Origin of the sequence: Sorangium sp. So ce448, assembly GCF_051520915.1 — a bacterium.
Lineage (GTDB): Bacteria > Myxococcota_A > Polyangia > Polyangiales > Polyangiaceae > Sorangium > Sorangium cellulosum_B.
On sequence record NZ_CP150343.1, the window covers coordinates 4,735,314 to 4,757,717 of the forward strand.

The 22,404-nt window shown below is 72.2% G+C and carries 16 protein-coding genes; 10 read left to right on the forward strand and 6 right to left on the reverse strand.

Features of this window, described 5'->3' with window-relative positions; genetic code table 11:
* Positions 1 to 9: 9 nt before the first annotated feature.
* The 5 genes from lon to WMF45_RS18010 all read left to right on the forward strand — a co-directional run bounded on the left by lon (position 10) and on the right by WMF45_RS18010 (position 7,215).
* Positions 10 to 2,505 carry an endopeptidase La gene (lon, locus tag WMF45_RS17990; protein WP_437718101.1) on the forward strand — a complete coding sequence of 832 codons (2,496 nt, stop codon included), beginning with the start codon at positions 10 to 12 and terminating at the stop codon, positions 2,503 to 2,505.
* A 47-nt stretch (positions 2,506 to 2,552) separates the two neighbouring features.
* The gene (gene purH / locus WMF45_RS17995; protein WP_437718102.1) at positions 2,553 to 4,121 is read left to right on the forward strand and encodes a bifunctional phosphoribosylaminoimidazolecarboxamide formyltransferase/IMP cyclohydrolase; all 1,569 of its coding nucleotides are present in this window, start codon (positions 2,553 to 2,555) and stop codon (positions 4,119 to 4,121) included.
* A 189-nt stretch (positions 4,122 to 4,310) separates the two neighbouring features.
* Positions 4,311 to 5,744, forward strand: a complete 1,434-nt coding sequence (locus WMF45_RS18000) for a ParA family protein (RefSeq protein WP_437718103.1) — start codon at positions 4,311 to 4,313, stop codon at positions 5,742 to 5,744.
* A 95-nt stretch (positions 5,745 to 5,839) separates the two neighbouring features.
* Positions 5,840 to 6,238 (forward strand): hypothetical protein, encoded by a 399-nt coding sequence (locus tag WMF45_RS18005; RefSeq protein ID WP_437718104.1) that lies wholly within the window; start codon positions 5,840 to 5,842, stop codon positions 6,236 to 6,238.
* A gap of 272 nt (positions 6,239 to 6,510) precedes the next feature.
* Positions 6,511 to 7,215, forward strand: coding sequence for a Bax inhibitor-1/YccA family protein (locus tag WMF45_RS18010; RefSeq protein WP_437718105.1), 705 nt, complete (start codon positions 6,511 to 6,513; stop codon positions 7,213 to 7,215).
* A gap of 260 nt (positions 7,216 to 7,475) precedes the next feature.
* Here the strand turns inward: WMF45_RS18010 and WMF45_RS18015 are convergent, their stop codons facing one another.
* On the reverse strand, positions 7,476 to 7,982 hold the full coding sequence (locus WMF45_RS18015; RefSeq protein ID WP_437718106.1) for a DUF4112 domain-containing protein: 507 nt from the start codon (positions 7,980 to 7,982) through the stop codon (positions 7,476 to 7,478).
* Positions 7,983 to 8,191: 209 nt separating this feature from the next.
* Between WMF45_RS18015 and WMF45_RS18020 the strand changes: the two genes are divergently transcribed.
* Positions 8,192 to 9,775: a hypothetical protein gene (locus WMF45_RS18020; RefSeq protein WP_437718107.1), complete on the forward strand. Its 1,584-nt coding sequence runs from the start codon at positions 8,192 to 8,194 to the stop codon at positions 9,773 to 9,775.
* Positions 9,776 to 9,881: 106 nt separating this feature from the next.
* Here the strand turns inward: WMF45_RS18020 and WMF45_RS18025 are convergent, their stop codons facing one another.
* The 5 genes from WMF45_RS18025 to WMF45_RS18045 form a co-directional block, all read right to left on the reverse strand.
* Entirely contained in the window at positions 9,882 to 11,828 is a 1,947-nt protein-coding gene (locus WMF45_RS18025) for a hypothetical protein (RefSeq protein ID WP_437718108.1), read from the reverse strand.
* A gap of 119 nt (positions 11,829 to 11,947) precedes the next feature.
* Complete coding sequence (locus WMF45_RS18030; protein WP_437718109.1) at positions 11,948 to 13,897, reverse strand: molybdopterin-dependent oxidoreductase; 1,950 nt, start codon at positions 13,895 to 13,897, stop codon at positions 11,948 to 11,950.
* 111 nt (positions 13,898 to 14,008) lie between these two features.
* Positions 14,009 to 14,947, reverse strand: a complete 939-nt coding sequence (locus WMF45_RS18035; RefSeq protein WP_437718110.1) for a hypothetical protein — start codon at positions 14,945 to 14,947, stop codon at positions 14,009 to 14,011.
* A 192-nt stretch (positions 14,948 to 15,139) separates the two neighbouring features.
* Positions 15,140 to 16,192: an RluA family pseudouridine synthase gene (locus WMF45_RS18040; protein ID WP_437718111.1), complete on the reverse strand. Its 1,053-nt coding sequence runs from the start codon at positions 16,190 to 16,192 to the stop codon at positions 15,140 to 15,142.
* Positions 16,193 to 16,279: 87 nt separating this feature from the next.
* Complete coding sequence (locus WMF45_RS18045; protein ID WP_437718112.1) at positions 16,280 to 17,476, reverse strand: vWA domain-containing protein; 1,197 nt, start codon at positions 17,474 to 17,476, stop codon at positions 16,280 to 16,282.
* Between the two features lie 205 nt (positions 17,477 to 17,681).
* Between WMF45_RS18045 and glgA the strand changes: the two genes are divergently transcribed.
* The 4 genes from glgA (at position 17,682) to WMF45_RS18065 (ending at position 22,209) form a co-directional block, all read left to right on the forward strand.
* Positions 17,682 to 19,136 (forward strand): glycogen synthase GlgA, encoded by a 1,455-nt coding sequence (gene glgA / locus WMF45_RS18050; RefSeq protein ID WP_437718113.1) that lies wholly within the window; start codon positions 17,682 to 17,684, stop codon positions 19,134 to 19,136.
* A gap of 166 nt (positions 19,137 to 19,302) precedes the next feature.
* The gene (locus WMF45_RS18055; protein ID WP_437718114.1) at positions 19,303 to 20,307 is read left to right on the forward strand and encodes a hypothetical protein; all 1,005 of its coding nucleotides are present in this window, start codon (positions 19,303 to 19,305) and stop codon (positions 20,305 to 20,307) included.
* Positions 20,300 to 20,761, forward strand: a complete 462-nt coding sequence (locus WMF45_RS18060) for a FixH family protein (protein WP_437718115.1) — start codon at positions 20,300 to 20,302, stop codon at positions 20,759 to 20,761. Before WMF45_RS18055 ends, WMF45_RS18060 begins: the two co-directional genes overlap by 8 nt.
* A 35-nt stretch (positions 20,762 to 20,796) precedes the next feature.
* Entirely contained in the window at positions 20,797 to 22,209 is a 1,413-nt protein-coding gene (locus tag WMF45_RS18065; protein ID WP_437718116.1) for a WD40/YVTN/BNR-like repeat-containing protein, read from the forward strand.
* The last annotated feature ends 195 nt before the right edge of the window (positions 22,210 to 22,404 follow it).

The following is a 22,404-nucleotide window of genomic DNA, read 5'->3' on the forward strand; positions in this document are numbered from 1 at the left end:
AGACGGCGGATGTTCTTCAAGAACGACAGTGATCGCGGCAAGAACGCACCCGAGCGCGGGATCGTCCCGTTGCTCCCGCTTCGCGACATCATCGTCTTTCCACACATGGTCTCGCAGCTGTTCGTCGGGCGCGAGCGCAGCATCGCCGCGCTCGACGAGGCGATGAACCGCGGCAAGGAGATCTTCCTCGCCGCGCAGCGCAACGCGAAGACGAACGATCCGACGCCGGACGACATCTTCGGCGTCGGATCGGTCGGCGCGATCATGCAGCTGCTCCGCCTCCCGGACGGCACCGTCAAGGTCCTCATCGAGGGCAAGCGCCGGGCGCGCATCCGCCGCTACGTCCAGAGCGATGCGTACTTCCTGATCGAATACGACGAGATCGTCGAGAGCTCGGTCGCGAGCGTCGAGGTCGAGGCGCTGATGCGCTCGGTCCAGTCGACGTTCGAGATGTACGTCAAGCTCAACAAGAAGATCCAGCCCGAGGTCTTGATGGCGGTGCAGGCCATCGACGAGGCCTCGCGGCTGGCCGACACCATCATCGCCAACCTGCCGACCATCAAGCTGACCGACCGACAGGCGCTGCTCGAGATGGAGGAGCCGCAGAAGCGGCTCGAGCGTCTCATCGAGTTGATGCAGGCCGAGATCGAGATTCTCCAGGTGGAGAAGAAGATCCGGAGTCGCGTCAAGAAGCAGATGGAGAAGACGCAGAAGGAGTACTACCTCAACGAGCAGATGCAGGCCATCCAGAAGGAGCTGGGCGGCGGCGAGCGCGACGAGTTCAAGAACGAGATCCAGGAGATCGAAGAGGCCCTCAAGACCAAGCGGATGAGCAAGGAGGCCGCCGCGAAGGTCAAGAAGGAGCTCAAGAAGCTGAAGATGATGCACCCCACGAGCGCCGAGGCGACCGTGGTGCGCAACTACATCGATTGGATCCTGGAGCTCCCCTGGTACGACAAGAGCGAGGAGCGTTATGACCTCGTCGAGGCCGAGCGGATCCTCGATGAGGACCACTACGGCCTCAAGAAGATCAAGGAGCGGATCCTCGAGTACCTGGCTGTCCAGGCGCTCACGAAGAAGCTCAAGGGTCCGGTGCTCTGCTTCGTGGGACCGCCCGGCGTCGGCAAGACGAGCCTGGCGAAGTCGATCGCGCGCGCGACGGGGCGCAAGTTCGTGAGGCTGTCGCTCGGCGGCGTGCGCGATGAGGCGGAGATCCGGGGCCACCGGCGGACGTACATCGGCGCGCTGCCCGGCAAGCTGATCCAGTCGCTCAAGAAGGTCGGGACGAACAACCCCGTGTTCCTGCTCGACGAGGTCGACAAGATGTCGACCGACTTCCGCGGGGATCCGGCGGCTGCGCTGCTCGAGGTGCTCGATCCGGAGCAGAACCACACGTTCAACGACCACTACCTGGATCTCGATTACGACCTCTCCGACGTGATGTTCATCACGACGGCGAACACGCTCTCTGGCATCCCCGTGCCGCTCCAGGACCGCATGGAGGTCATCCAGCTCTCGGGATACACGGAGTTCGAGAAGCTGAACATCGCCGTGAAGTACCTCGTGCCCCGGCAGCGGAAGGAGTGCGGCCTCGAGGATGTGTCGCTCGACTTCACGGAGGGCGCGCTCCGGACGATCATCCACCACTACACGAAGGAGAGCGGCGTGCGCTCGCTGGAGCGCGAGATCGCGAGCGTCTGCCGCAAGGTGGCCAGGCGGGTGGTGTCCGACGGCAAGGAGAAGCCGATCGAGGTCGTCGCGAAGAGCATCCCGAAGTACCTCGGCGTCCCCAAGTACCGGCTCGGCCGGCGCGAGGAGCGCGATGAGGTGGGCCTCGTGAACGGCCTCGCCGTGACGAACGTCGGGGGCGATCTGCTCCCGGCCGAGGCGACGGTGGTGCCGGGCAAGGGCAAGCTCGTGATCACCGGGCTGCTCGAGAAGGGGATGGAGGAGAGCGGGCACGCGGCGATGAGCTATGTCCGCTCGCGCCTCGACCGCCTCGGGCTCGAGGCGGACGTCTATCAGAAGGTCGACGTCCACATTCACTTCCCCGATTTCGTCCGCAAGGACGGGCCCAGCGCCGGCGTCACGATGGTGACCGCGCTCGTCAGCTCGCTCATGAAGGTGCCTGTCCGGAGGGATCTCGCGATGACGGGCGAGATCACCCTGCGCGGGCGCGTGATGCCGATCGGCGGGCTCAAGGAGAAGCTGCTCGCGGCCCACCGCGGCGGAATCGCGACCGTCATCCTGCCGAAGGAGAACCGGAAGGATCTCCGGGACGTGCCGCGGCGGGTGCTGAAGGCGCTGCGGCTCGTGCTCGTCGAGCACGTCGACGACGTGCTCCGTGAGGCGCTCATCCTGCCGGACGCCTATGCGATCTTCGGGCCGCCCAAGGGCGTCCTGGAGTACCGGGACGGCGAGCTCGTCGCCGAGGCGGAGCCGGTCAAGGCGCCGCCGGCCGCGGCGGGCGAGCCGACGACGCCGGCCGCGCCGCCCGGCGCGTGAGCGCGGGGCTGGCGGCGGCCGCAGAGACGGGCTAGCTGTCCGTCGCAATGATTCGACGCGCACTGATTTCGGTATCCGACAAGACGGGACTGCTCCCGCTGGCCAGGCGGCTCGCGGAGAAGGGCGTGGAGATCCTCTCGACCGGGGGGACGCAGCGGGCGCTCGCGGACGCCGGCGTGCCGGTCATCGGGGTGGAGGCCTATACCGGCTCGCCCGAGGTCATGGATGGCCGGGTGAAGACGCTCCATCCGCGGGTGCACGGCGGCATCCTGATGCGCGGCGCGATCGACGACGAGGATCTCGCGCGGCTCGGCGGGGCGCCGATCGATCTCGTTGTGTGCAATCTCTATCCCTTCGAGGCGACCGTCCGGAAACCGGGGGTCACGCACCCCGAGATCATCGAGAACATCGATATCGGCGGGCCGTCGATGGTGCGGAGCGCGGCCAAGAACCACGCGCGCGTCGCGGTGGTGGTCGATCCGGCCGACTACGATGCTGTGCTCGCCGAGATCGACAGGCAAGGTGAGGTGTCGAGCGCCACCCGCCGCCGGCTCGCCACCAAGGCGTTTGCGCACACGGCGGCCTACGACGGGATGGTGTCCGGTTACCTGTCCTCGCTGCCCGAGGAGGGTGAGCCGAACGCGGCGGAGCGCGAGGCCTATCCGCGCTTCCTCACGCTCGCCCTCGAGCGGGCTTATCCGCTCCGGTACGGCGAGAACCCGCACCAGTCCGGCGCCTTCTATCGTGAGCGGGGCGCGGCCGCGGGGTCGCTCGCGCTGGCGGAGTCGCTGGGCGCGGGCGGCAAGGAGCTCTCGTTCAACAACCTCGTCGACGTGGACGCCGCGTTCGAGGCGGTGCGCGAGCTCGCGCAGCCCGCCGCGGTCGTCGTGAAGCACACGAACCCGTGCGGCGTCGCGACCGGCGACAGCCTCGCGGCCGCCTACCGGACGGCGCGCGACGCGGACGCCGTGAGCGCCTTCGGTGGGATCGTCGCCCTGAACCGCGAGGTCGACCGCGCCGCCGCCGAGGTGCTCGTCGAGACGTTCCTGGAGTGCGTTGTCGCGCCCGCCTACGCGCCCGAGGCGCTGGAGGTGCTCCGGACCAAGAAGAACCTCCGGGTGCTCGCGACCGGCGCGCTCCTGCCCGCGGATCACCGGGAGCTGACGTTCAAGCGCGTCGGCGGCGGCCTGGTGGTCCAGGAGCGGGATGCCTCGGCGGCCGGCGAGGTGCGCGGCGGCCGGGTGGTGACGAAGCGCGCGCCGACGGAGAAGGAGATCGAGGCGCTCGATCTCGGTTGGCGCGTCTGCAAGCACGTGAAATCCAACGCGATTGTGCTCGCGATGCCGGGGCGGACGGTCGGGATCGGCGCCGGACAGATGTCGCGGGTCGAGAGCGTGCGCATCGCCTGCAGCAAGGCGGGCGAGCGGGCTCGCGGGAGCGTCCTCGCGTCGGACGCGTTCTTCCCGTTCCCGGACAACGTGGTGCTCGCCGCGGAGCACGGCATCACCGCGGTCGCGCAGCCTGGCGGCAGCGTGAAGGACGCGGAGGTCATCGCCGCGGCGGACGCGGCGGGGATCGCGATGGTGTTCACCGGGGCCCGGCATTTCCGTCACTGAGCTGGTCTGGCGCCGAGGTCCCGTCGCTGAACCGCCTCGCGCCTCCGCCCCGGGATGCGCGCGCTCCCACACCCTTGCGCCGGATGGGTGGGTCACGCTCGCAGAAAAGTTGACCTTTGCGCCTTGACTGTGATGATGGTCAACGCTGCGCCTGGGCAAAGCGCTGTGCGCGGCGCGAAGGAGCGAGCTGTGGGCGGAATCAGCGAGACGTGCAGCGTGTGCGGGACCGGATTCGAGGTCCAGTTCCGGTACCAGATGGAGGAGAAGGACGGCGGCTTCTCCTTCTTCTGCTCGCAGAAATGCCTGGAAAAGAGCCAGCTCGGCGGGCAGGACGGCGCCGCGCTCGCCACGTGCGACGCGTGCGCGAAGCGGTTTCCGCCGGATCTCGTGTCCCAGGTGCTCTACGTCGCCGGGCGCCGGCACTACGCGTGCTCGCTGGGGTGCCGGACGCAGCTGGTCCGTGAGGCGAAGGGGGTGCGGCTCGGTGACATCGCGGCGGCGGCCGCGGCGCCGGCCGAGGGAGCAACGGCGACCGGTGACGAGGCGCCGCTGGCAGGAGGCGGATCGCGCTCCGCCGCGGCGGCAGGTGAGCCGGCGCCGCCGGCGGCTCGGGCGAGCGCCCAGGGCGAGGCGACGGGGCGGGCCGCGCCGGTCGCGTCCGCCGCTCGTCCGGCGGAGCTCAAAGGGCAGGGCGCGGTCGCGGTGCCCCTGTCGCCGGCGGGGGGCGCGAAGCGGCCGGCGCAGCCGCCGCAGCGCCCTTCCGGGGTGCCCCGCTGTCTGGCCGTGTTCAACCACAAGGGCGGTACGGGCAAGACGACGACAGCCGTGAGCGTGGCGGCCGGGCTCGCGGCGCGCGACAAGCGGGTGCTCCTCGTCGACACCGACGCGCAGGGGAACGTCTCTGTCTCGCTCGGCGCGGGCGCGGAGCGGTCGCTTTATCACGTGCTCGTGATGGGGCTCCGGGTCGCGGACGCGACCAAGACGGTTCGACCGAACCTGGATCTCCTGCCGTCCAACGAGACGCTCGCCGCGGCGGAGCTCTACCTGGCAGGGCGCCAGAACCGCGACCGCGTGCTCTCGGATCGCCTCTCCGCTGCGGCGGCCGAGTACGATTACGTGGTGCTCGATTGCTCGCCGAGCCTGTCGTTGATGAACCAGAACGCGCTGGTGTTCGCCGACAGCGTGCTCGTCCCTGTCGCGTGCGACTATCTGTCGCTCGTCGGCGTCCGGCAGGTGATCAAGACGGTGAAGAACGTGAACGCGCTGCTGCATCACCCGGTGCAGATCTGGGGCGTGCTGCCGACCTTCTACGACGGCCGCGCGAAGATCGCGCGCGAGGCGGTGAGCACGATGAAGCAGCACTTCGGGGAGCGCTGCCTCGCGCCGATCCGGCAGGCGATCAAGGTCAAGGAGGCACCCGCGCAAGGGCAGACGATCTTCGAGTACGCGTCGGGAACCCCTGCCGCGGACGATTACCTCGCGGTGGTCGATCGCATCATCGAGAGCCGCGAGCGCGGTACGGCGGGCTCCGAGGCAGGGGCGGCGCGCGAAGGGACAGCGTGGAGCGTCGACCGGGGGGACGCAGCCACCGAGCGGCCGGGCGCTGCGGCGGCGGGGGCGTGAAGGGACCCGCGGACGCGGAGTCCCGCTGGATGAAGGGACCCGCGGACGCGGAGTCCCGCTGGATGCAGGGACCCGCGGACGCGGGGGTTCGCTGAATGAAGGGCCCGCAGTCGCGGAGCCTCGACCGGGCAGGGGAGCTGGAGGAAGCAATGAAAAGCGAAGGCGATCTCGGGGGCGCCGCGCGGGCGCTGCTCGATCGCGACGAAGTGGAAGGTGTTTTGTCCGGGGCGTTCTATACGTCCACGGAAGCGCCTCGTGGGCGCGCGAAGGCCCGGACGAGCGGCGCCGCATCCGAGCCGGGTGCTGCGCCGGCGCCAGAGAGACCGCAGCACTACAAAGTCATCTGTATCTCGATGTACACCGAGGATCTCGAGCGGCTGGACGAGATGGTCAGCTCGCTCAAGGCGCGCGGGATGACCAAGGCTAACAGGAGCGCGCTGATCCGGCATGCGCTCTCCCAGGTGGACCTCGACAAGATCCCGAAGGGGATTTAATCCCTCCTTCCAGGGAGACTTCGACAGGACGCAGGGCGCGACGTCCGCATTTCCATCGTCGTGCGGCGGGCGCCGCGGGCTCCGGGGGGCCCTGAGCGGTGCCTTAGGGGGCCTGCCAACCGGCTTTCCCGGGAGCCGGCGAGCGGCGGAGGGCCTGTGCACAGGCGCCGGCGCTCACGGCGTCGTGGGGCTGCGCCTCGTCCCCCGGCCGCCTCGCCGCGGGCATGCGGCGTGCTTCGCGTGCTAGAGTCGAGGCCTACCAGAGAGGGAACATGGACCAGAACTACGTAGGATACGGGAACCGCTCGTCGGTGCTCCGCGCCGGTGCCGAGTCGCGCGAGCGCTTCATCGTGCGAACGTACAACCACCTGTTCGGTGCGATCGTCCTCTTCGCTGCGATCGAGGTCGCGCTGTTCAAGACCGGCGTCGCCTCGGTCATCGCGAGGGCGATGATGGGCACGAGCTGGCTGCTGGTGCTCGGGGCGTTCATGCTCGTGAGCTGGCTGGCCAGCCGCGCGGCGCACACGTCTGTATCGAAGCCGGCGCAGTACGCCGCGCTCGGCGGCTTCGTGCTCGCCCAGGCGATCGTCTTCGTGCCGCTCCTTTACATCGCGGACATGGTCGCTCCTGGCGCGATCCAGAGCGCTGGGCTCGCCACGATGGCCGGCTTCGCCGGGCTCACCGCGATCGCGTTCGTGACCCGCAAGGATTTCTCGTTCCTTGGGGCTCTCCTGCGCTGGGGCGCCATCTGCGCGCTCGTCCTCATCGCGGCAGGCGCGCTGTTCGGCTTCCAGCTCGGCACCTTCTTCAGCGTCGCCATGGTCGCGTTCGCTGGGGCCGCCATCCTGTACGACACGTCGAACATCCTGCACCACTTCCCCGAGGACCGGTACGTGGGCGCCGCGCTCGAGCTCTTCGCGTCGGTCGCCATGCTGTTCTGGCATGTGCTCCGCCTCTTCATCAGCTCCCGCAACTGAGCGGGGCGCACCCGCGGCGGATACGGGCCCATCTCGACGTTTTCGGTGCTCGGCGTACAAGAGTACGCCTGCGCGCCGAAAACGCCGATCTGGGCCCGTCTCCTGTGCGGGTGCGCCCCGCTCGGGCCGGGGGCGTGGCGGAACGGGCCGGGGGCGTGGCGGAACGGGCCGGGGGCGTGGCGGAACGGGCCGGGGCCGTCGTGGAGAGGAGAGGCGGGTTGAGCAGGGGGCGCGGGTGCGGGGGCGTCGGGCCGGGGGCGTCAGGAGCCGAAGAGGGCTTGTAGGGCTCTTGTCAGCGAGAAGAGCATGAGAGTTGCCAGGGCGAGGATGCCTGCCAGCGCCAGGAACAGGCCGGCGTAGAAACGAAGATTCGAGGGCGACGCGCCGCCCTGCGCCCGCGCTGCGAGGTGGGCGCGCAGCAGGTCGAGGTTGCGCGCGTTCGCCTTGTAGGTCGCGTCGAAGAGATCGCCTACGAGAGGGACCGTGCCGAGCAGCGTCTCGAGGCCCACGTTGAGCACCATGCGCAGCACCGCCGAGGCGGGGAGACGGTAACGCGTCGCCGCGAGCACGATGTAAATCGAGAGCGCGAAACCGATGAGATCGCCGACCCCAGGGATCAACCCGATCACGGCGTCGTAGCCGACCCGGTAGCCGACTCCAGGGATACGGATGGAGTTGTCCAGAAAATGCCCGAGGGCGTTCAAGCGTTTCAGCCGCTCGTCCTCGAGATCAACGGCCTTCAGCGGGGCGAGGGGCGGCACGGGCATGGCGGACCCATCTCTGCGAAGCGGATCAGACATCCCTCGCAGTTTACTTCTCGCCCCCTCCAACGGCGACTCAAGAGAGACCGCGGGGCGGCGTCGCAGGGACACGCGGCGCGGCGGGGCAGGAGCTCGCCGCCTCGGGAGGGGGCCGTGGGCGGGCGGGCGCTGCGGCCATTGCGGCGACGGCGCTGTGAGCCATGCTGGCGCCTGCCATGCCGAGCCCGCGCGCCCTGGTTCGCAGCTCCGGAGCGCGCCGAGCGCTGCTCGGCCTCGCCAGCGGGCTGCTCGGGACGCTCGGCGGAGACGCGGCGCGCGCGCAGGGAAGGTACGAGTCCGCGCTCCTCGGCGGGCGATCGGCGCTCCTGGGGGGCACAGGGGTCGTGCTGGGCGTCGACGGCGCCGCGCCCTTCCTGAACCCGGCCACGATCGTCCGCATCGAGGACCGGAACATCGCGTTCTCGTCGGCGTTCTTCCGCTACGCGCACCGCACGCTGCAACGGTGGCACCAGCCAGGGCCGGCCGACCCCGGCCTGTACGGTGATCTCCGGCTCGATCGCACGTCGGTGAGCGATCATGGGCTGGACAGCCTCCCTGACGCGACATGCTATTTCTTCAACTGGAAGAGCGGCGCACGAGGCGCAGATTCGACGCGGGTGCCGGTCGGCCGACAGGTCGTCGCCGCCTGCCTCGGCAAGACGGAGGAGAACGAGTTCGGGTTCGACGCGCTGCGATTCTCGGGGGAGTCCGCCTCGCGACGCGTGAGCCAGGCGCAGACGCTCCGCTACGCGTGGGGTCGCTTCAGCGCCGGTCCTTCGTGGAGCTACAGCGCCACCTCGCGCCTCGCCGTGGGCGCCTCGCTCTCGCTCGTGCGCACCCGCTACACGAGCTCGCTCGGCGTCGCCAGCCTCGTGGAGGACACCAGCGCGGGCTCGGCGAGCAGCGCGACCTACCAGGCCGCGCTCTCGGGCGATTCATGGGACCTCCTCGCGCATGTCGGCGTCACGTACCGGCTGAGCCGGGTGTTCTCGGCCGGGATCAGCCTGCGGACGCCCAGCGTTCATGCCGTCGACTCCCTGGACGCGAGCTACGTCGACACGCGCGCCGACGGGACGGCGGCGGCGCGCTACTGGGCCGGTGAAGGGGAGTTCGTGGCCCCCTCTCCAGCCCGCGTCGCGATCGGCGCGAGCGCGGAGTGGAGCAGGCTGCGGCTGGAGCTCGACGGCTTCTTCTACATGGGCCAGCGCGAGTTCGCGCGGATCGCCGCCGAACGTGAGGAGATCGCGATCGCCGGGGGCGCGGTGACGAGCCGGGCGCGGGGCCGGCTCGACATCGTCGAGGCGGCGGCGCCCATCGTCAACGTCGGGCTCGGCGCCGAGGTGTTCCTCACGCGCGACCTCAGCCTCGTGGGCGGCGTCGCCTCCGATTTCAACGCGCTGTCGAGCCTGCGAGGCCCCATGTCCGCCGAGTCGAAGCTCTTCTTCGAGCGGATGAGCGGCGCCCACGCGTCGCTCGGGTTGGTCTCCTATACCCGGTACGGCGATCTCGTGTTCGGCGCGCGCCTCGATTACGCCGCCGGGCAGATGGCGGCCGTCAACGCGTTCGCGTCGCCGGTGCGGCTGGATCCCATCGACTGCAGCGAGATCGGCGCGACCCTGGTGCTCGCCGGGAGGATCAGCCTGCGCACCGTGGAGGACGTGGCGCGCGAGATCGGCGACGCCGTGGAGGGCTCGGCCGCCGCGCCCCCCGAGCGGACCAGGCCGAGGGAGCCGATGCGGGCGCCTGCTCGAGAAGACTGATCGGCGACGCGCGCCGTGGATCGATCGGGCGCCGCGCTCGTCCGGCGCGAGGATCTGCGCCCGCAGCTGCGCCAGAGGCCGCTCCCACGCCGCGGCGCCGCGGCGCTCACGCCGCCCCGGCGTCCCGCGGGCGCACCCCGGCGCGCTCCGCGAGGGCCTCGGCCTCCGCGAGCGCCTCCGTCTCCGCGAGCACCTCCGTCTCCGCGAGGGCCTCGGCCTCGGCGAGCACGCCCGCGTCGCCTTGCTCCCTCAGGCGCTCGAACGCCGCGAGCGCCGCCGGCGCGACCGCCGAGAGCCAGCGCCGGCTCGCGGCGTCGAGCCGGAGCTCCTCGCGGAGCCGCTCCACCTCGCCAGCGCCCGCGGCGCCCGGGCTCGCCGCCGCGCGGCACACGTCGGCGAGCAGCTCGTCGCGCGCGTTCAGCGGCAGGTCCGCGTCTCGCTCGGTGAGGCGCGCAGCCCCGGCGATGTCGCCCTCCCGCGCCCGCAGCGCGAGCGCCACCCGCATCCTGGCCCTCTCCAGGAACGGGTACGACGCGTACCGCTCCGCGAGCAGCGCCATCTCGGCGCGCGCGTCGGCGCGCCGGTCCATCGCCGCGAACAGGAACGCGCGCTCGGCCAGGAGCGCAGGCAGCAGGATGTCCGCCGCCATCGCGCGCGCCGCCGCGGTGCCCAGCCGCGCGAGCCCCGCCTCGCACGCCGCGAGCGCCGCGGAGAGCTCTCCCTGTCGCTCCGACAGCTCGGCGAGCGCGAGGTGCGCCTGCGCCGCGGCCCCGGGCACCTTGCTTCGCGTGAGGGCCTCGAGCTCACCCTTCCCCCGCTGCTCCTCGCCCTTCGCCACGGCGACCTGGGCGGCCATGAAGCGCTGCGAGAGCTTGCGCGCGCGCGCCATGTTCACGAGCACGGCCCCGACGAGCATCACGATGAAGAAGATCGGCAACGCCAGGACAATGGAGAGCGGTCCGACGATCGGCTCCGCTGGCAGACGCTCGACTTCAGGCGCCACCGGCGGCGCCTGATCGGAGCTCAAGAGCTGCCACACCCCCAGGAACAGCATCACCAGGGCCACCCACACGAGCAGCACGCGGCGCGCCGCCTTCGTCACCGGCTGGCGGTTGCTCCCCGCGCGTCCCTCCGCCGCGGCGCGCGCGGAGGCGTCGGCGCGGTCCACCTCCGCGCGCGACAGCTCCTCCACACCGCCCGCCGCCAGCGCGGGGGCGCGCATGAACGGCGCGGCGTCGGGCGAGATGCGCGCCGCCCAGTCCGCCGCCGAGAGCTCGCCTCCCGCCTCGGGCTCCCGCTTCGCGCCGGTGCGGTAGACCGAGCTCGCCTTCGCCTTCAGCATGCGCTGGTAGGCGCGGACGAGGGCGCGCTCGCGCGGGCGCGTGTGCTCGACGAGGAGGCCCCGCTCGCGGAGCAGGTGCGCCCGCAGCGCCTCCCTGTCGCCCGAGCGCTCCAGGAGCACCGCGGCCGCGAGCTCCGCGCGGGCGAGCACCTCGGGCGACGCCAGGGCGCTCGTCCGCACGAACTCGATGTCCGCCGCGGCGCCGTCGCGATCGCTCGTCGAGGCGCGGAGCAGGGCCCTCAGCGAGCGCGCCGCGGCGATCGTCGCGTGCTCCAGGTGAAAGGAGAGCGGGTCGGTGGGGCGGTTGACCGCGGCGTCGGCGCGGGCGAGCGCGCCCTCGAGGTCGCCGCGCTGCATGGCGGCGAGCGTGCGCTGCACGTCGATGACGCGCAGGACGTAGCGCGAGCGGCACGTCGCTTGCGCGTAGTCGAGCAGCTCGGCGGCGTCCTCACGCTGGCCGGAAGCCGCGAGGTTGTACGCCTTGTTGACGACCTGCACGGCGACGCCGATCGATCGGGCGCGCAGCCCGATCGCGATCAAGAGCGCGCCGGCCATCCCGAAGGGCACCCCGGCCGCGACGCTGCCGAGCCCCGTCGCGCTCACGCCCGCGCCCACCAGCGCCATCGACGCGCCGATCGCGATCTGCCGGTTCGCCAGGCGGCGCGCCGCGTGCGGTGTGATCCCGAACCTTGCAGGCAGCTCTCTCGCCATCGCGCGAGCGTAAGAGACCGCCGGCCGCGCGGGCCAGCGAGTTCGGCGGGCACGGCGGGGCCCGACCGGAGCCTGGGCCCCGCCGCGCCGTGGGCCGCGTCCGCCGCGCGGGCCGCGCGCTAGGGCAGGGGCGCCGGCGGGTCGATCGGCTCGACGCGCACCCGCTCCTCGTAGAGCGCGCCGCCCTCGCCGATGTCGGTGGTGCGCGCGGTGATCAGCGCGTTGGCGCAGCGGCCGTCCCGGAGGTGGCCTCCCTTCGGGAGGAGCGCGACGTCGCGGCGCTGCGCAGGATCGTGGCGGAGCAGCGCCGTCATGGCGCCGACGCGCGACGCGATCCGGCAGGCGCCGCCGTCGGGTACGCCGCCGGCCGCGTCCGGGTGGACCGTGACGACGGCCGGACCGCGCTGGGGTCGCGCCCACTGCGACGACTGGGACTTCTCGGTGGAGAGCGCCATGAGCAGCAGCGGGAATTCGCTCGCGTCGGGATCCACGCGCTCCTCGGGCGCCTCGGTGATGAGGTTGACCCGGCCGCTCGGGGTCGGGAACTTGAGGTCCTCGAACAGCACCTTCGGCGCCAGCGGGTTGCGCACCGGCCCGCGCTCCAGCGTCTCGAGCGTGACGCCGAGCGGCGCGAGCCTGGGCTCGGTGACCCGCCGCTTCCAGTCGCGGGCGCTGCCGTCGAGCGCGCCGCCGAGGCCCACGCGCCGCGCGAGCGCCTGCATGATCTCGAGATCGCTCTTCACCCCGGCCGGGGGCGGGACCACGGGCGTGGCGACGCCGAGGTAATGGTGGCCGTAGGCGCCGACCACGTCGTCCGCCTCGAGGAGCGTCGTCGTGGGCAGCACGAGGTGGGCGACCCGCGCCGTGTCCGTGAGGAAGGAGTCGACAACGACGACGAACTCGCGCGTCCGGAGCGACTCCGCGACGGTGTCGGACTCGGGCAGCATGGCGACCGGGTTGCCCGCGGTCACCCAGACGGCGCGGATCGGCGGGTCGCTCATCCCGAGCACCTCGCGCCCGAGCAGGGGCTCGCAGACGGTGCGGGGCGCCGGGCGCTCGCCCTCGAACGGCGAGAGGTCGAACGCGCGGCGCCGCTTGAAATAGAACGAGACGCCGCCGCCCGGGATGCCGAGGTTCCCGCTCACCGCTCCCAGCGCGTCGAGGGCGCGCACGATCGCACCGCCCGAGGTGCGCCGGCCCATGCCCCAGCCCACGAGGATCGCCGTGGGCCTCTCGGCGAGGCGGCGCGCGAGGTCCAGGGCCGCGCGCTCGGGCACGTCGGCCTCGCGGCACCACGCGGCGACCGAGCTCCGGCGCGCGAGCGCGCGGAAGGCGTCGAGGTGATCGCAGTAGTCCGCGGCGCGCGGATCGGCCCACCCCTCGTCGAAGAGCACGCGCGCGACGGCCATCGCGAGCGCGAAGTCGCCGCCGGGGCGCGGCTGGTAGAACGCTCCGCAGAGCGACGCCGTCCTGTGGTGCACCGGATCGATGAGCACGAGCTCCGCGCCGCGCGCCTTCGCCTCGCGCAGCACCGGGAGCGTGTGAGGGCTCGAGGTGAAGACGTTCTTGCCCCAGAGGAGGACGTGCCGGGCGTTGAGCAGATCGGCGAGATCATGGCTGTCCTCCTCCCCGAAATCGGTGAGCTGCGCGGCGTCGCCCGCGCCGGAGCAGATGTCGCCGCGCTTGACCGTGACCGGCCCGAACCGCGCGAAGAACGCGTCGGCGATCCCCGTGAGCATCCCGAGCGAGCCGCCGCTCCGGTAATGGAAGATCGCGGCCGGGCCGGACTCGCGCCGGATCGTGAGGAGCTGCTCGGCCGCTGTGTCGAGCGCTTCCTCCCAGGAGACGGGCGTGAGCTCGCCGCCCTTGCGGAGCAGCGGCGTCGTCAGCCGCTCGGGCGAGTACTGGGTCTCCAGGAAGCGCGATGTGCGGTAGCAGAGGAAGCCCCGCGTGATCGGGTGGTCCGGGTCGCCGCCGAGGCGCACGACGCGGCCGTCCTCCACGGTGGCCACGATGCTGCAGGCGTCGGGGCAGTCGCGGTTACAGGTCGTCTTGCGGAGCTCCTGCATGGAGGCAGCGTAGATCGGGCCTGCGGGGCGGTACACCCGCCCCGCTCCCCGGATGTCCGTCCGGACCTGGCCGGGCTTCCACGCCGCGCCGGGGCGCCTCCGCCCGCCGGATCAATCGGCCGCGAGCCGCTCGGGCGCGTACTCCCGCGAGTCGTCGCCCGAGACCTCCTGGGCGATCACCCGCAGCTGCTCGTAGCGCTCGCGCAGGAGCGACCACAGCCGATCGCGGATGTCCCTCGAGTCGAGCCGCTCCGGCGGGCGGGTGTTGCTGAGCAGCCACTTCGCGGTGCCGTTCAGCTGCGTCAGCTCCTCCCTCGTGATCGGGATCCGGCTCTGCACGTGGCTCCACCGGTCCAGGATGAGGTTGGTGATGGTGGCCGTCGCGCTCGCGGGATCGCCGGCGACGAGCGCGCGCCGGACGATGCCGAAGGTCTCCGGGACGATGCTGCGCGGGAAGTACACCTCGGCCGTGGCGAGCGTCGGGCGCAGCACCCCGTAGAGCAGATCGAGCTTCTCGACGATCTCGGGCGGCGGCGCGCTCTCGGGCTGCATGCGCGTCACCGCGTAGTCGAGCGCCATCGCGAGCTCCGGCAGGCTGCGGATCGCGTCGAAGCGGGACTTCGGCAGCCGGCGCCGGTGGCGCGCCGGATCGCGCGTGACGGACTGCACGGCGCGCCGGACGATCGCGAGCACCCCGCTCGCGTCGCCGCGAAAGGCCTGCACGTTGGCCGCGGGCAGGTCGCTCGCCGGCATCGCGTACCGCTCGTAGCGCTCCCGATCCAGGCTCTCGTCGCCCCGGGCCCGCGGGTCGGCCTGCAGCGGCGTGGCGCCGGCCGACGAGGCCGCTGCGGCCCGCTCCGGGCCCGCCTGCAGCGGCTCTCCGGCGCCGGCAGGCTCTCCTGGAGAGGGCGCCGCCGCGTCCTGCATCGTCTCTCCCGGACCAGGCACCGGCCCGGATGTCGTGCTCTGGGCGGTGCTCTCGGCCTCGAGCGGTGTGGACCGGAGCGCTGGATCCCGCAGCGCCTCGAGGTCGTCTCGCGCACGCGTCATCTCGGCCATCGTACGTAAGTCGGCACTTCGGCACAAGATCCGCAGGCGCTCGAGCGGGGCTCCGGTCGCAGCGTCCATGGCGCGCCGCAGGCGCCGCCTCGCCCACCGGTGTCATCGCGTCCCGCAAGCGTCACCTCGCACACACACGAGCGGAGGGGTGGCCCGCGCTGGATCCTCCGCCTTCCGCTTGGATCACGCGTCGAGCGCGTCCCAGAAGGTGCGCAGATCGTCCGAGAGCTGCGCCTCGATGCGCACGCGTTCGCCTGTCATCGGGTGCGTGAGCTCCAGGAGCGCGGCGTGGAGGGCGTGACGGTCGAGCTCGAGCGCGCGGCGGTCGTCGTCGGTGAGCACGCCGTCGGCGCCGCGCGCGAACATGCCCTCGTCCGGGCCGTAGAGCTTGTCTCCGACGAGCGGCAAGCCGCTCGCCGCGAGGTGGACCCGGATCTGGTGCTGCCGGCCGGTCTCGAGCGTGCAGCGGACGAGCGCGTAGCGCCGGCCGGTGAGGGGATCGGCGCGGCGGCCCAGCACCTCGCACGCGGTGGCCGACGCGAGGCCGCGGCCCGGCGGCGCGACCCGCATCTTGACCTTGTAGCGGCTCGCGTCGTCGAGCTCGAGCGGCAGCTCGACCCGGAACGTATCGTGCTCGGGCCAGCCCCAGGCGATCGCGGTGTAGCGCTTGACGACGCCGGTGCGCTCCTCGAACTGCGCCTTCACGGTCCGGTCGGCCTCGGGCGTGCGGCAGAGCAGCAGCACGCCGCTCGTCTCCCGGTCCAGCCGGTGGGCCAGGAACAGCCGCTCGTCGGGGCGCGCGGCCTCCATCATCTTGATCACGGTGCTCTTGTGGTACCGCGCCGTGGGGTGCACCGGCAGGCCCGCCGGCTTGTTGATGGCGAGCAGCGCGTCGTCCTCGTGGAGGACCGGGATCGGGGTGTCGGGCGCCTGCTCGTCCCATGGCTCCCGCCAGAGGAGGATGCACTGCTCCGGCCGGACGCGATCGCTGCCGCGCAGGCGCCTCGCCTCGGGCGAGTAGGCGCCGCGGGCGACGATCTCGGCGGCGCGCGTGCGGCTCGTCCGCTTGAGCTGGGTCTGTACGAACCGGTCGAGCCGCATGCCGGCCGACTCCGGCGGCACGCGCAGCACGGTGACGACCGACCCCTCCGGCACCTCCGCGGGGCGCACCACCGGGGTGCCGCGGCCGAAGGGGCCGCTCGTGCCGGCGAGCTCTCGCGCGCTGATCCTGGTCATGGGCCGAGCCGGCCTTGGCCTTTAGCAAAAGCGCCGGCCCGTGGCGCGGAAAAGGGGCGGCGCGCGTCGGCGCGCTGCTCCCTGGGTTCACTGGGGGACGAGGATCTCGCAGGGGAAGTCGAACGAGATCTCCTGCGCGTCCTTGAGCTGCTCGCAGGCGTCGCCGACGAGGGTGAGCTGGGTGGCGCTCTCCATCGTCCAGCCGTTCTGCGCGTCGTAGGGCACGGGCGTGCCGTCGAGGAGCACCTGGCCGAGCGACGCGTTGCGGAGGTCGACCTCGATCGAGCCCTGGAGGTCGAAGGTGCAGCTCTTGACGCCGGCGATGGCCGCGTCGAGCTCGTCCTCCAGGGAGGACGCGTCGGTGGGGTCCGGCGTGTAGTAGGTGGCGGTGCCGCCGGCGTCGGCGTAAGTGCCTGCGCCGGCGAAGCAATCCTCGTTCGTGCCGTTCTGGGGCCGCCGGACGGGCTGGCCCGCGCCGGCGTTCGCCACGTCCTGCAGGTGCTGCGCGAGCGCGCCCGACCCGAGGCCGAAGACGAACGTGCCGATGCCCTTGTCGTAGGCGTCCTGCACCGCGCCGACGACGTCGTCGCGCGCGCACACGGCCAGCACGTCGTCGCAGCGATCGGGCTCGCCGTCGGTGACGAACAGGATGTACCTGGGGCCGGGCTCCGGGAACGCGAGGAGCTCCGGGACGACGGTCTCGTTGAACGTCATGGCGGTGGGCGTCTCGAGCTTGCCGGGCGGCACCGTGGAGGCCTCTTCGTAGGCGGCCGAGATGGCGGCGTGGTGGTTGAGGGCGATGCCGTCGGCCCTCGCGAGCAGCGGGCACTGCATGTTCTCGATCCCGGTGAACGTCACGAAGCCGAAGCGCACCCTGTCCTGCAGCCTGTCGACGACGTTGAGCACGGCGGTCTTGAGCGGATCCCAGAAGCCGCTGGCGTACATGCTGCCCGAGCGATCGACGACGATCATCACGGTCGGCGTCTGCGGCTCGAACGTGATGTCGAGCTGCTGGCATGCGCCGCCGCCGCCGCCGTCCGTGCCGCTCGATCCGTGCGAGCCGGCGAAGTCGAGGCCCGCGCCGCCTTCGCCGAAGCCCGAACCGGTGCCGGGGTCGGCGCCGCCGCTGCCGCCGCTGCTGGCATTGCCACCGATGCCGCCGATGCCGCCGGAGCCCTGGGACGAACCGCCGCCGTCGTTCGTGGCGCTGCAGCTCACGGCGACGCCGGTGGCGAGGAGGGCGAGGAGCAAGGAAAGCCTGGGAAAGGTAAGCGTACTGCTCATGGAGAAACGATACACAGGGCAGGACGGCCCGTCTCCGCCATGTAGGGCCCAGGAAGGGATGTGGCGCGGATGGAAAGTTGCTCCAAAACGGTGCGCGTGGCGCTGCCTCTGCGGCGACACCCGGGCGCTGGCCAGGGTTCAGCGGCGCTGTGGGTTCGGAAGCTGCGCTGTACGCGCCCCGGTTCGTGCTACAGACGGCGCCCGCATGGACATCCTCTTCGCTGCGTCCGAGATCGCGCCCATCGTCAAGGTCGGCGGCCTGGCCGACGTCGTTTCGTCGCTCTCGAAGGCGCTCCGGCTGCTCGGGCACAAGGTGACGATCGCGCTGCCGCGCTACCAGGCGCTCGACTCGAGCGGGCTGATGATGGCGCGCCGCCTCACCCCGATGCCGCTCGAGGTCGACGCGAAGGTGTCGCCGGGCGGGCCGATCCAGGTGACGCTCTTCGACGGGCGGCTCAGCACGGGCGTGGAGCTCGTCGTCCTCGACGTACCAGGCTTCCACGATCGGCCCGGCATCTACGGCGAGGAGGGGCGCGACTACGAGGACAACGCGCGCCGGTTCTCCCTGTTCTCCCGCGCCGTCGTGGAGCTCGTCCGCCAGCGCGCCCGGTCGGGCTCGCCGTTCGATATCGTCCACGCCCACGACTGGCCCACCGCCATGGTGCCGTACCTGCTCCGCCACCAGCAGTCCGCGCCTGGCCGGACCGTGCTGACCCTCCACAACGCCGCGCACCAGGGCCTCTTCCCGAAGGACGCGCTCCCGTACCTCGGCCTCGACGGCGACCACTTCCGGCCCGAGCGGCTCGAGTTCTACGGCCAGCTCAACTTCCTCAAGGGCGGCATCCTGGCCGCGGACGCGCTCACCACCGTCTCGACCACCTACGCGAACGAGATCCTCACGCCGAAGCAAGGCGAGCGCCTCGACGGCGTGCTCCGCACCCGGGCGAACCAGCTGTCCGGCATCGTAAACGGCATCGACTACGCCGTCTGGAACCCGATGACCGATCCGGCCATTATCGCCCGCTACGACGCGGAGGACGTGAGCAACAAGGGCCGCTGCAAGAGCGCGCTCCTCCAGGAGCTCGGGCTCGAGATCCGGCCGGATCGCCCGCTCCTCGTGTCCATCGGCAGGGTGGTCGCACAGAAGGGCAGCGACCTGCTCGCGAACGCCATGCCGAAGATCCTGAAGGGCGACGTCAGCGTCGTCGTGGCCGGCGAGGGCGACGCCGAGCTCATGGAGAAGCTCTCCGCCGCCGCGGCCAAGGCGCCCGAGCGGGCGAAGTTCCTCGGCGGGGTGAGCGAGGCCGTCGTGCACCGGCTCATGGCCGCGGCCGACCTCGTCGTCGTGCCGTCGCGCTTCGAGCCGTGCGGCCTCGTGCAGCTGTACGCGCAACGCTACGGCGCTGCCCCGGTGGCGTGCAGGACCGGAGGCCTCGTCGACACGATCGTCGACATCGACGCCGCCCTGGAGACAGGCACGGGGTTCCTGTTCGACAAGCCGACGGCCACCTCGCTGCTCGGCGGCGTGCAGCGCGCCCTCGCGGCCCTCACGTCGCCCCGCTGGCCCGCGGTCCAGCGCCGCATCATGCGCCTCGACCTCGGCTGGGACCGCCCCGCGCGCCGCTACGTCCAGGTCTACCGCCAGGCCCTCGCCAGCTGAGCGCCGCGCCGTCGCCGAGCCCCGCGCGCGGTCGCGAGGCGCTGCGCGCGGAACGGAAACGGCTCGGGACACCGCGTGAAGGTGCGGCCCGACCGAGATCAGGAGCCCTCCGCGCGACAACGTGTCGCATTGGCGCGGGGCAGGAGCCTCGCCTATAGGAGCGGCCGTGCTGGCCAGAGCCGTCGCCGGTGTGGTGCTCCTGCTGTCGGTCGCGGCGCACCCGAGGGCCGCGCGCGCGTCGGCCTGCTGCGGTGCGGGACACGGCATGGCCCAGTGGCTCGCTCCCTCGGAGCGCGCCGCGGCGAGCTTCTCTGTCCGGCTCTCCGAGCAGCTCGGGGCGTGGGCGGTGGACGGAGGCTTCGACGCGTCCGGCGAGGGCGTCTACCACCGCGAGCTGAGGGCCGAGGCCGGGTGGCTGGTGCGGGCCGGGGATCACCTTCAGCTCGCCGTGTCCGTTCCGATGATGGTCACCTGGAGCGGGGTGGGGCTCGGCGCCACGTCGTCCGGCGGCGGGCAGGGTGACCTGGGCGCGGCAGCCAGGATCGACCTTATCGACGGCGCGGCGTCGCCGTGGATCCCGTCCGCCGCGTTCACGCTCGGCGTGACGCTCCCGACCGGGCGCGGCCCGAGCACCGCGACGGCGCCGTTCGACGTCGGCGTGAGCGGCGCGACCGGCGCCCGCGCGATGGGCGTCGACGGCATCGACATCACCGGCGCCGACACGACCGGCCTCGGGGTGGCCGAGATCCGGCCGGGGATGGTCTTCGAGAAGTCGTGGGGCTCGTTCCACGCGCTGCTCTCCGCCTCGACCAGCGTCCGCACCAGCTACCGTCTCCCCGACGGCGACGCGGCGCGGTCCGCGCCCCGCCTGCAGATCCTCGCCGCGGCGGGGCCCTCGTGGCCCTCCGGCGCCTCGCTCACCGTGGGCGCGCTCCACGAGCGCGAGGGCGAGCCGCGCGAGGATGAGCCTGGCCCGGGCCCGCGCGATCCCATGGGAAAGGAGCGCGCGCGGACGGCGCTGCTCGCCGTGCTGGCCCACGACATCGGCGCGCGCTGGACCGCCGTCGGCAACCTCCAGGTGGACGTGCCGATCTCCGGGATCGGCCGCAACGAGGGCGCGTTCGCCGCCCTGTCCGCAGGCCTCCGCTACGTGTGGGGAAGACGTGATTGAACCTCGTGAACAGCCTTCGCCGAAGTCACCTACCAGGCGCCGCTGGGCGCGCGCCCGCGCCGCCCTCATCGCGGCGCTCGCCGTCGTCTCGCCGGCGGGCTGCGGACCCCGGGACGTGGAGCCGGACGACGGCCACCGGCTGGACGTCGGTGCGAACGGGCGCATCGAGTTCGCGGTGGAGTCGACCGAGCCGATCAAGCGAGGCTTCAACACCTTCCACGTGCGGCTCACCTGGACCGACTCGCGGGACCCGGCGCAGCGGATGAAGCTCCGCTGCTACGCCAGCATGACGAGCATGGGGCACGGGTCCGTGCACGAGGGCACGGAGATCGAGCCCGGCCTGTACGAGGTCGCCGACGTGCCGTTCGGGATGGGGGGCCTCTGGGACGTGCAATGCCGGGCCCTGACCTCGTCTCTCATCGACGAGGCGGCATTCGAGTTCGACGTCCACTAGGCTCACCCCTCGTGCGAGCCCCTACAGAACGCTCCGTGCGAGCCCTCCCGGCGCCGACGCGTCACTCCCGAAGCGGGCCAGGCGCGCGGCGGCGTGGCCCCCTCTCGTCCTGCGCGGCGCCGCTGCTCTCGGTCGCGGCGCTGCTCTCGGTCGCGGCGTTGGCCGCGCCGGCCTCGGCCAACGGCCGCTTCCCGGCCGCAGGCTTGATCGCGTCGCACCCGAGCGACCCGTCGCGCCTCATGGTCCGCGCGACCTACGGCCTGCTCGCCACGCACGACGGCGGCGAGCGCTGGCGCTGGATCTGCGAGCCGGTCGTCGGCTTCGCCGGGAACGAGGATCCGATGCTCGCCTTCCTCGCCGACGGGACGATCATCGCCGGCGTCTTCGACGGCCTCAGCGCGTCGAAGAACGGCGGCTGCGACTGGTCGTTCGCCCAGGGCGAGCTGCTGAACCGCTACGTCATCGACCTCTCGGCCGATCGCGAGGACCCTTCCCGTGCCGTGCTCGTCGTCAGCGCGGGGCTCGGGGCAGGTAAGTTCCTGACCCAGCTCTGGGAGACGAGCGACAACGCGGACAGCTGGACGAAGGCCGCCGTCGATCTGCCCGAGGACTTCCTCGCCCACACGGTCGACGCTGCGCCCTCGGACCGCGCGCGCGTCTACGTGAGCGGCCGCTACGGCGCGCCCGACTACGCCGGGGCCCTCCAGCGCACCGACGATCGCGGCGCGACCTGGGAGCGGCTCGACATCCCGGGGAGCGACGACATGCGCCTGCCGTTCCTCGGCGCGATCGATCCCGTCGACCCCGACACCGTCTACGTGCGGCTCGACGGTGATCCGACCGACGCGCTGCTCGTCTCGAAGGACGGAGGGCGCAGCTTCACCACCGCCTTCGAGAGCGCCGGCGACCTCCTCGGGTTCGCGCTCTCGCCGGACGGCGCGACCGTGATCGTGGGCGGGCCCCAGGACGGAATCTGGCGCGCGCCGGCCGCGTCGCTCGAGTTCGAGAAGATCTCGGACGTCGGCGCGCGGTGCTTGACCTGGACCGCCGCGGCGCTCTTCGCCTGCGGCGACGAGTTCGCCGACGGCTTCACGGTGGGCCGATCGATCGACGACGGCGAGAGCTTCTCCGCGCTGCTGCACCTCGACGGGCTCTGCGGGCCGATCGAGTGCGCGCCGGAGAGCGGCGCGGCCTCGACCTGCGCTCCGCTGTGGGGTGCGACGGCGCTCACCATCGGCTCGCAGCAGTGCGACGGCGCCGCAGCGACCGGCAGCGGCGGCGGGGGATCCGAGCCGCCGCCAGAGGAGGCGTCGGAAGGGTGCGGGTGCAAGATCGGCGCGGCAGGCGCGGCGCGGGGCGAGGACGCCGCGCCGCCCGCCGGCGGTGCGGTCTGGCTCGCGCTCGCGGCGGGCCTCGCGAGCGCGCGGCGGCGCCGGCGCGCACGCTAGCGCGGCGACACGCGCGAGCGCGCCGGCTGCCGGGAGCTCGGGCGCCCCGGCACACGAGCGAGCGCGACGGCGCAGGCGCGCAGACGAGCGCAACATAACCGCTTATCGAAGAGCGCTCGCATGGCGCAGGCAGAAGGGTGCGGACGGAGAGGGCGGACCGACTCGGCGCCGTCCGCGGGAGAGCGGGACGGGCGA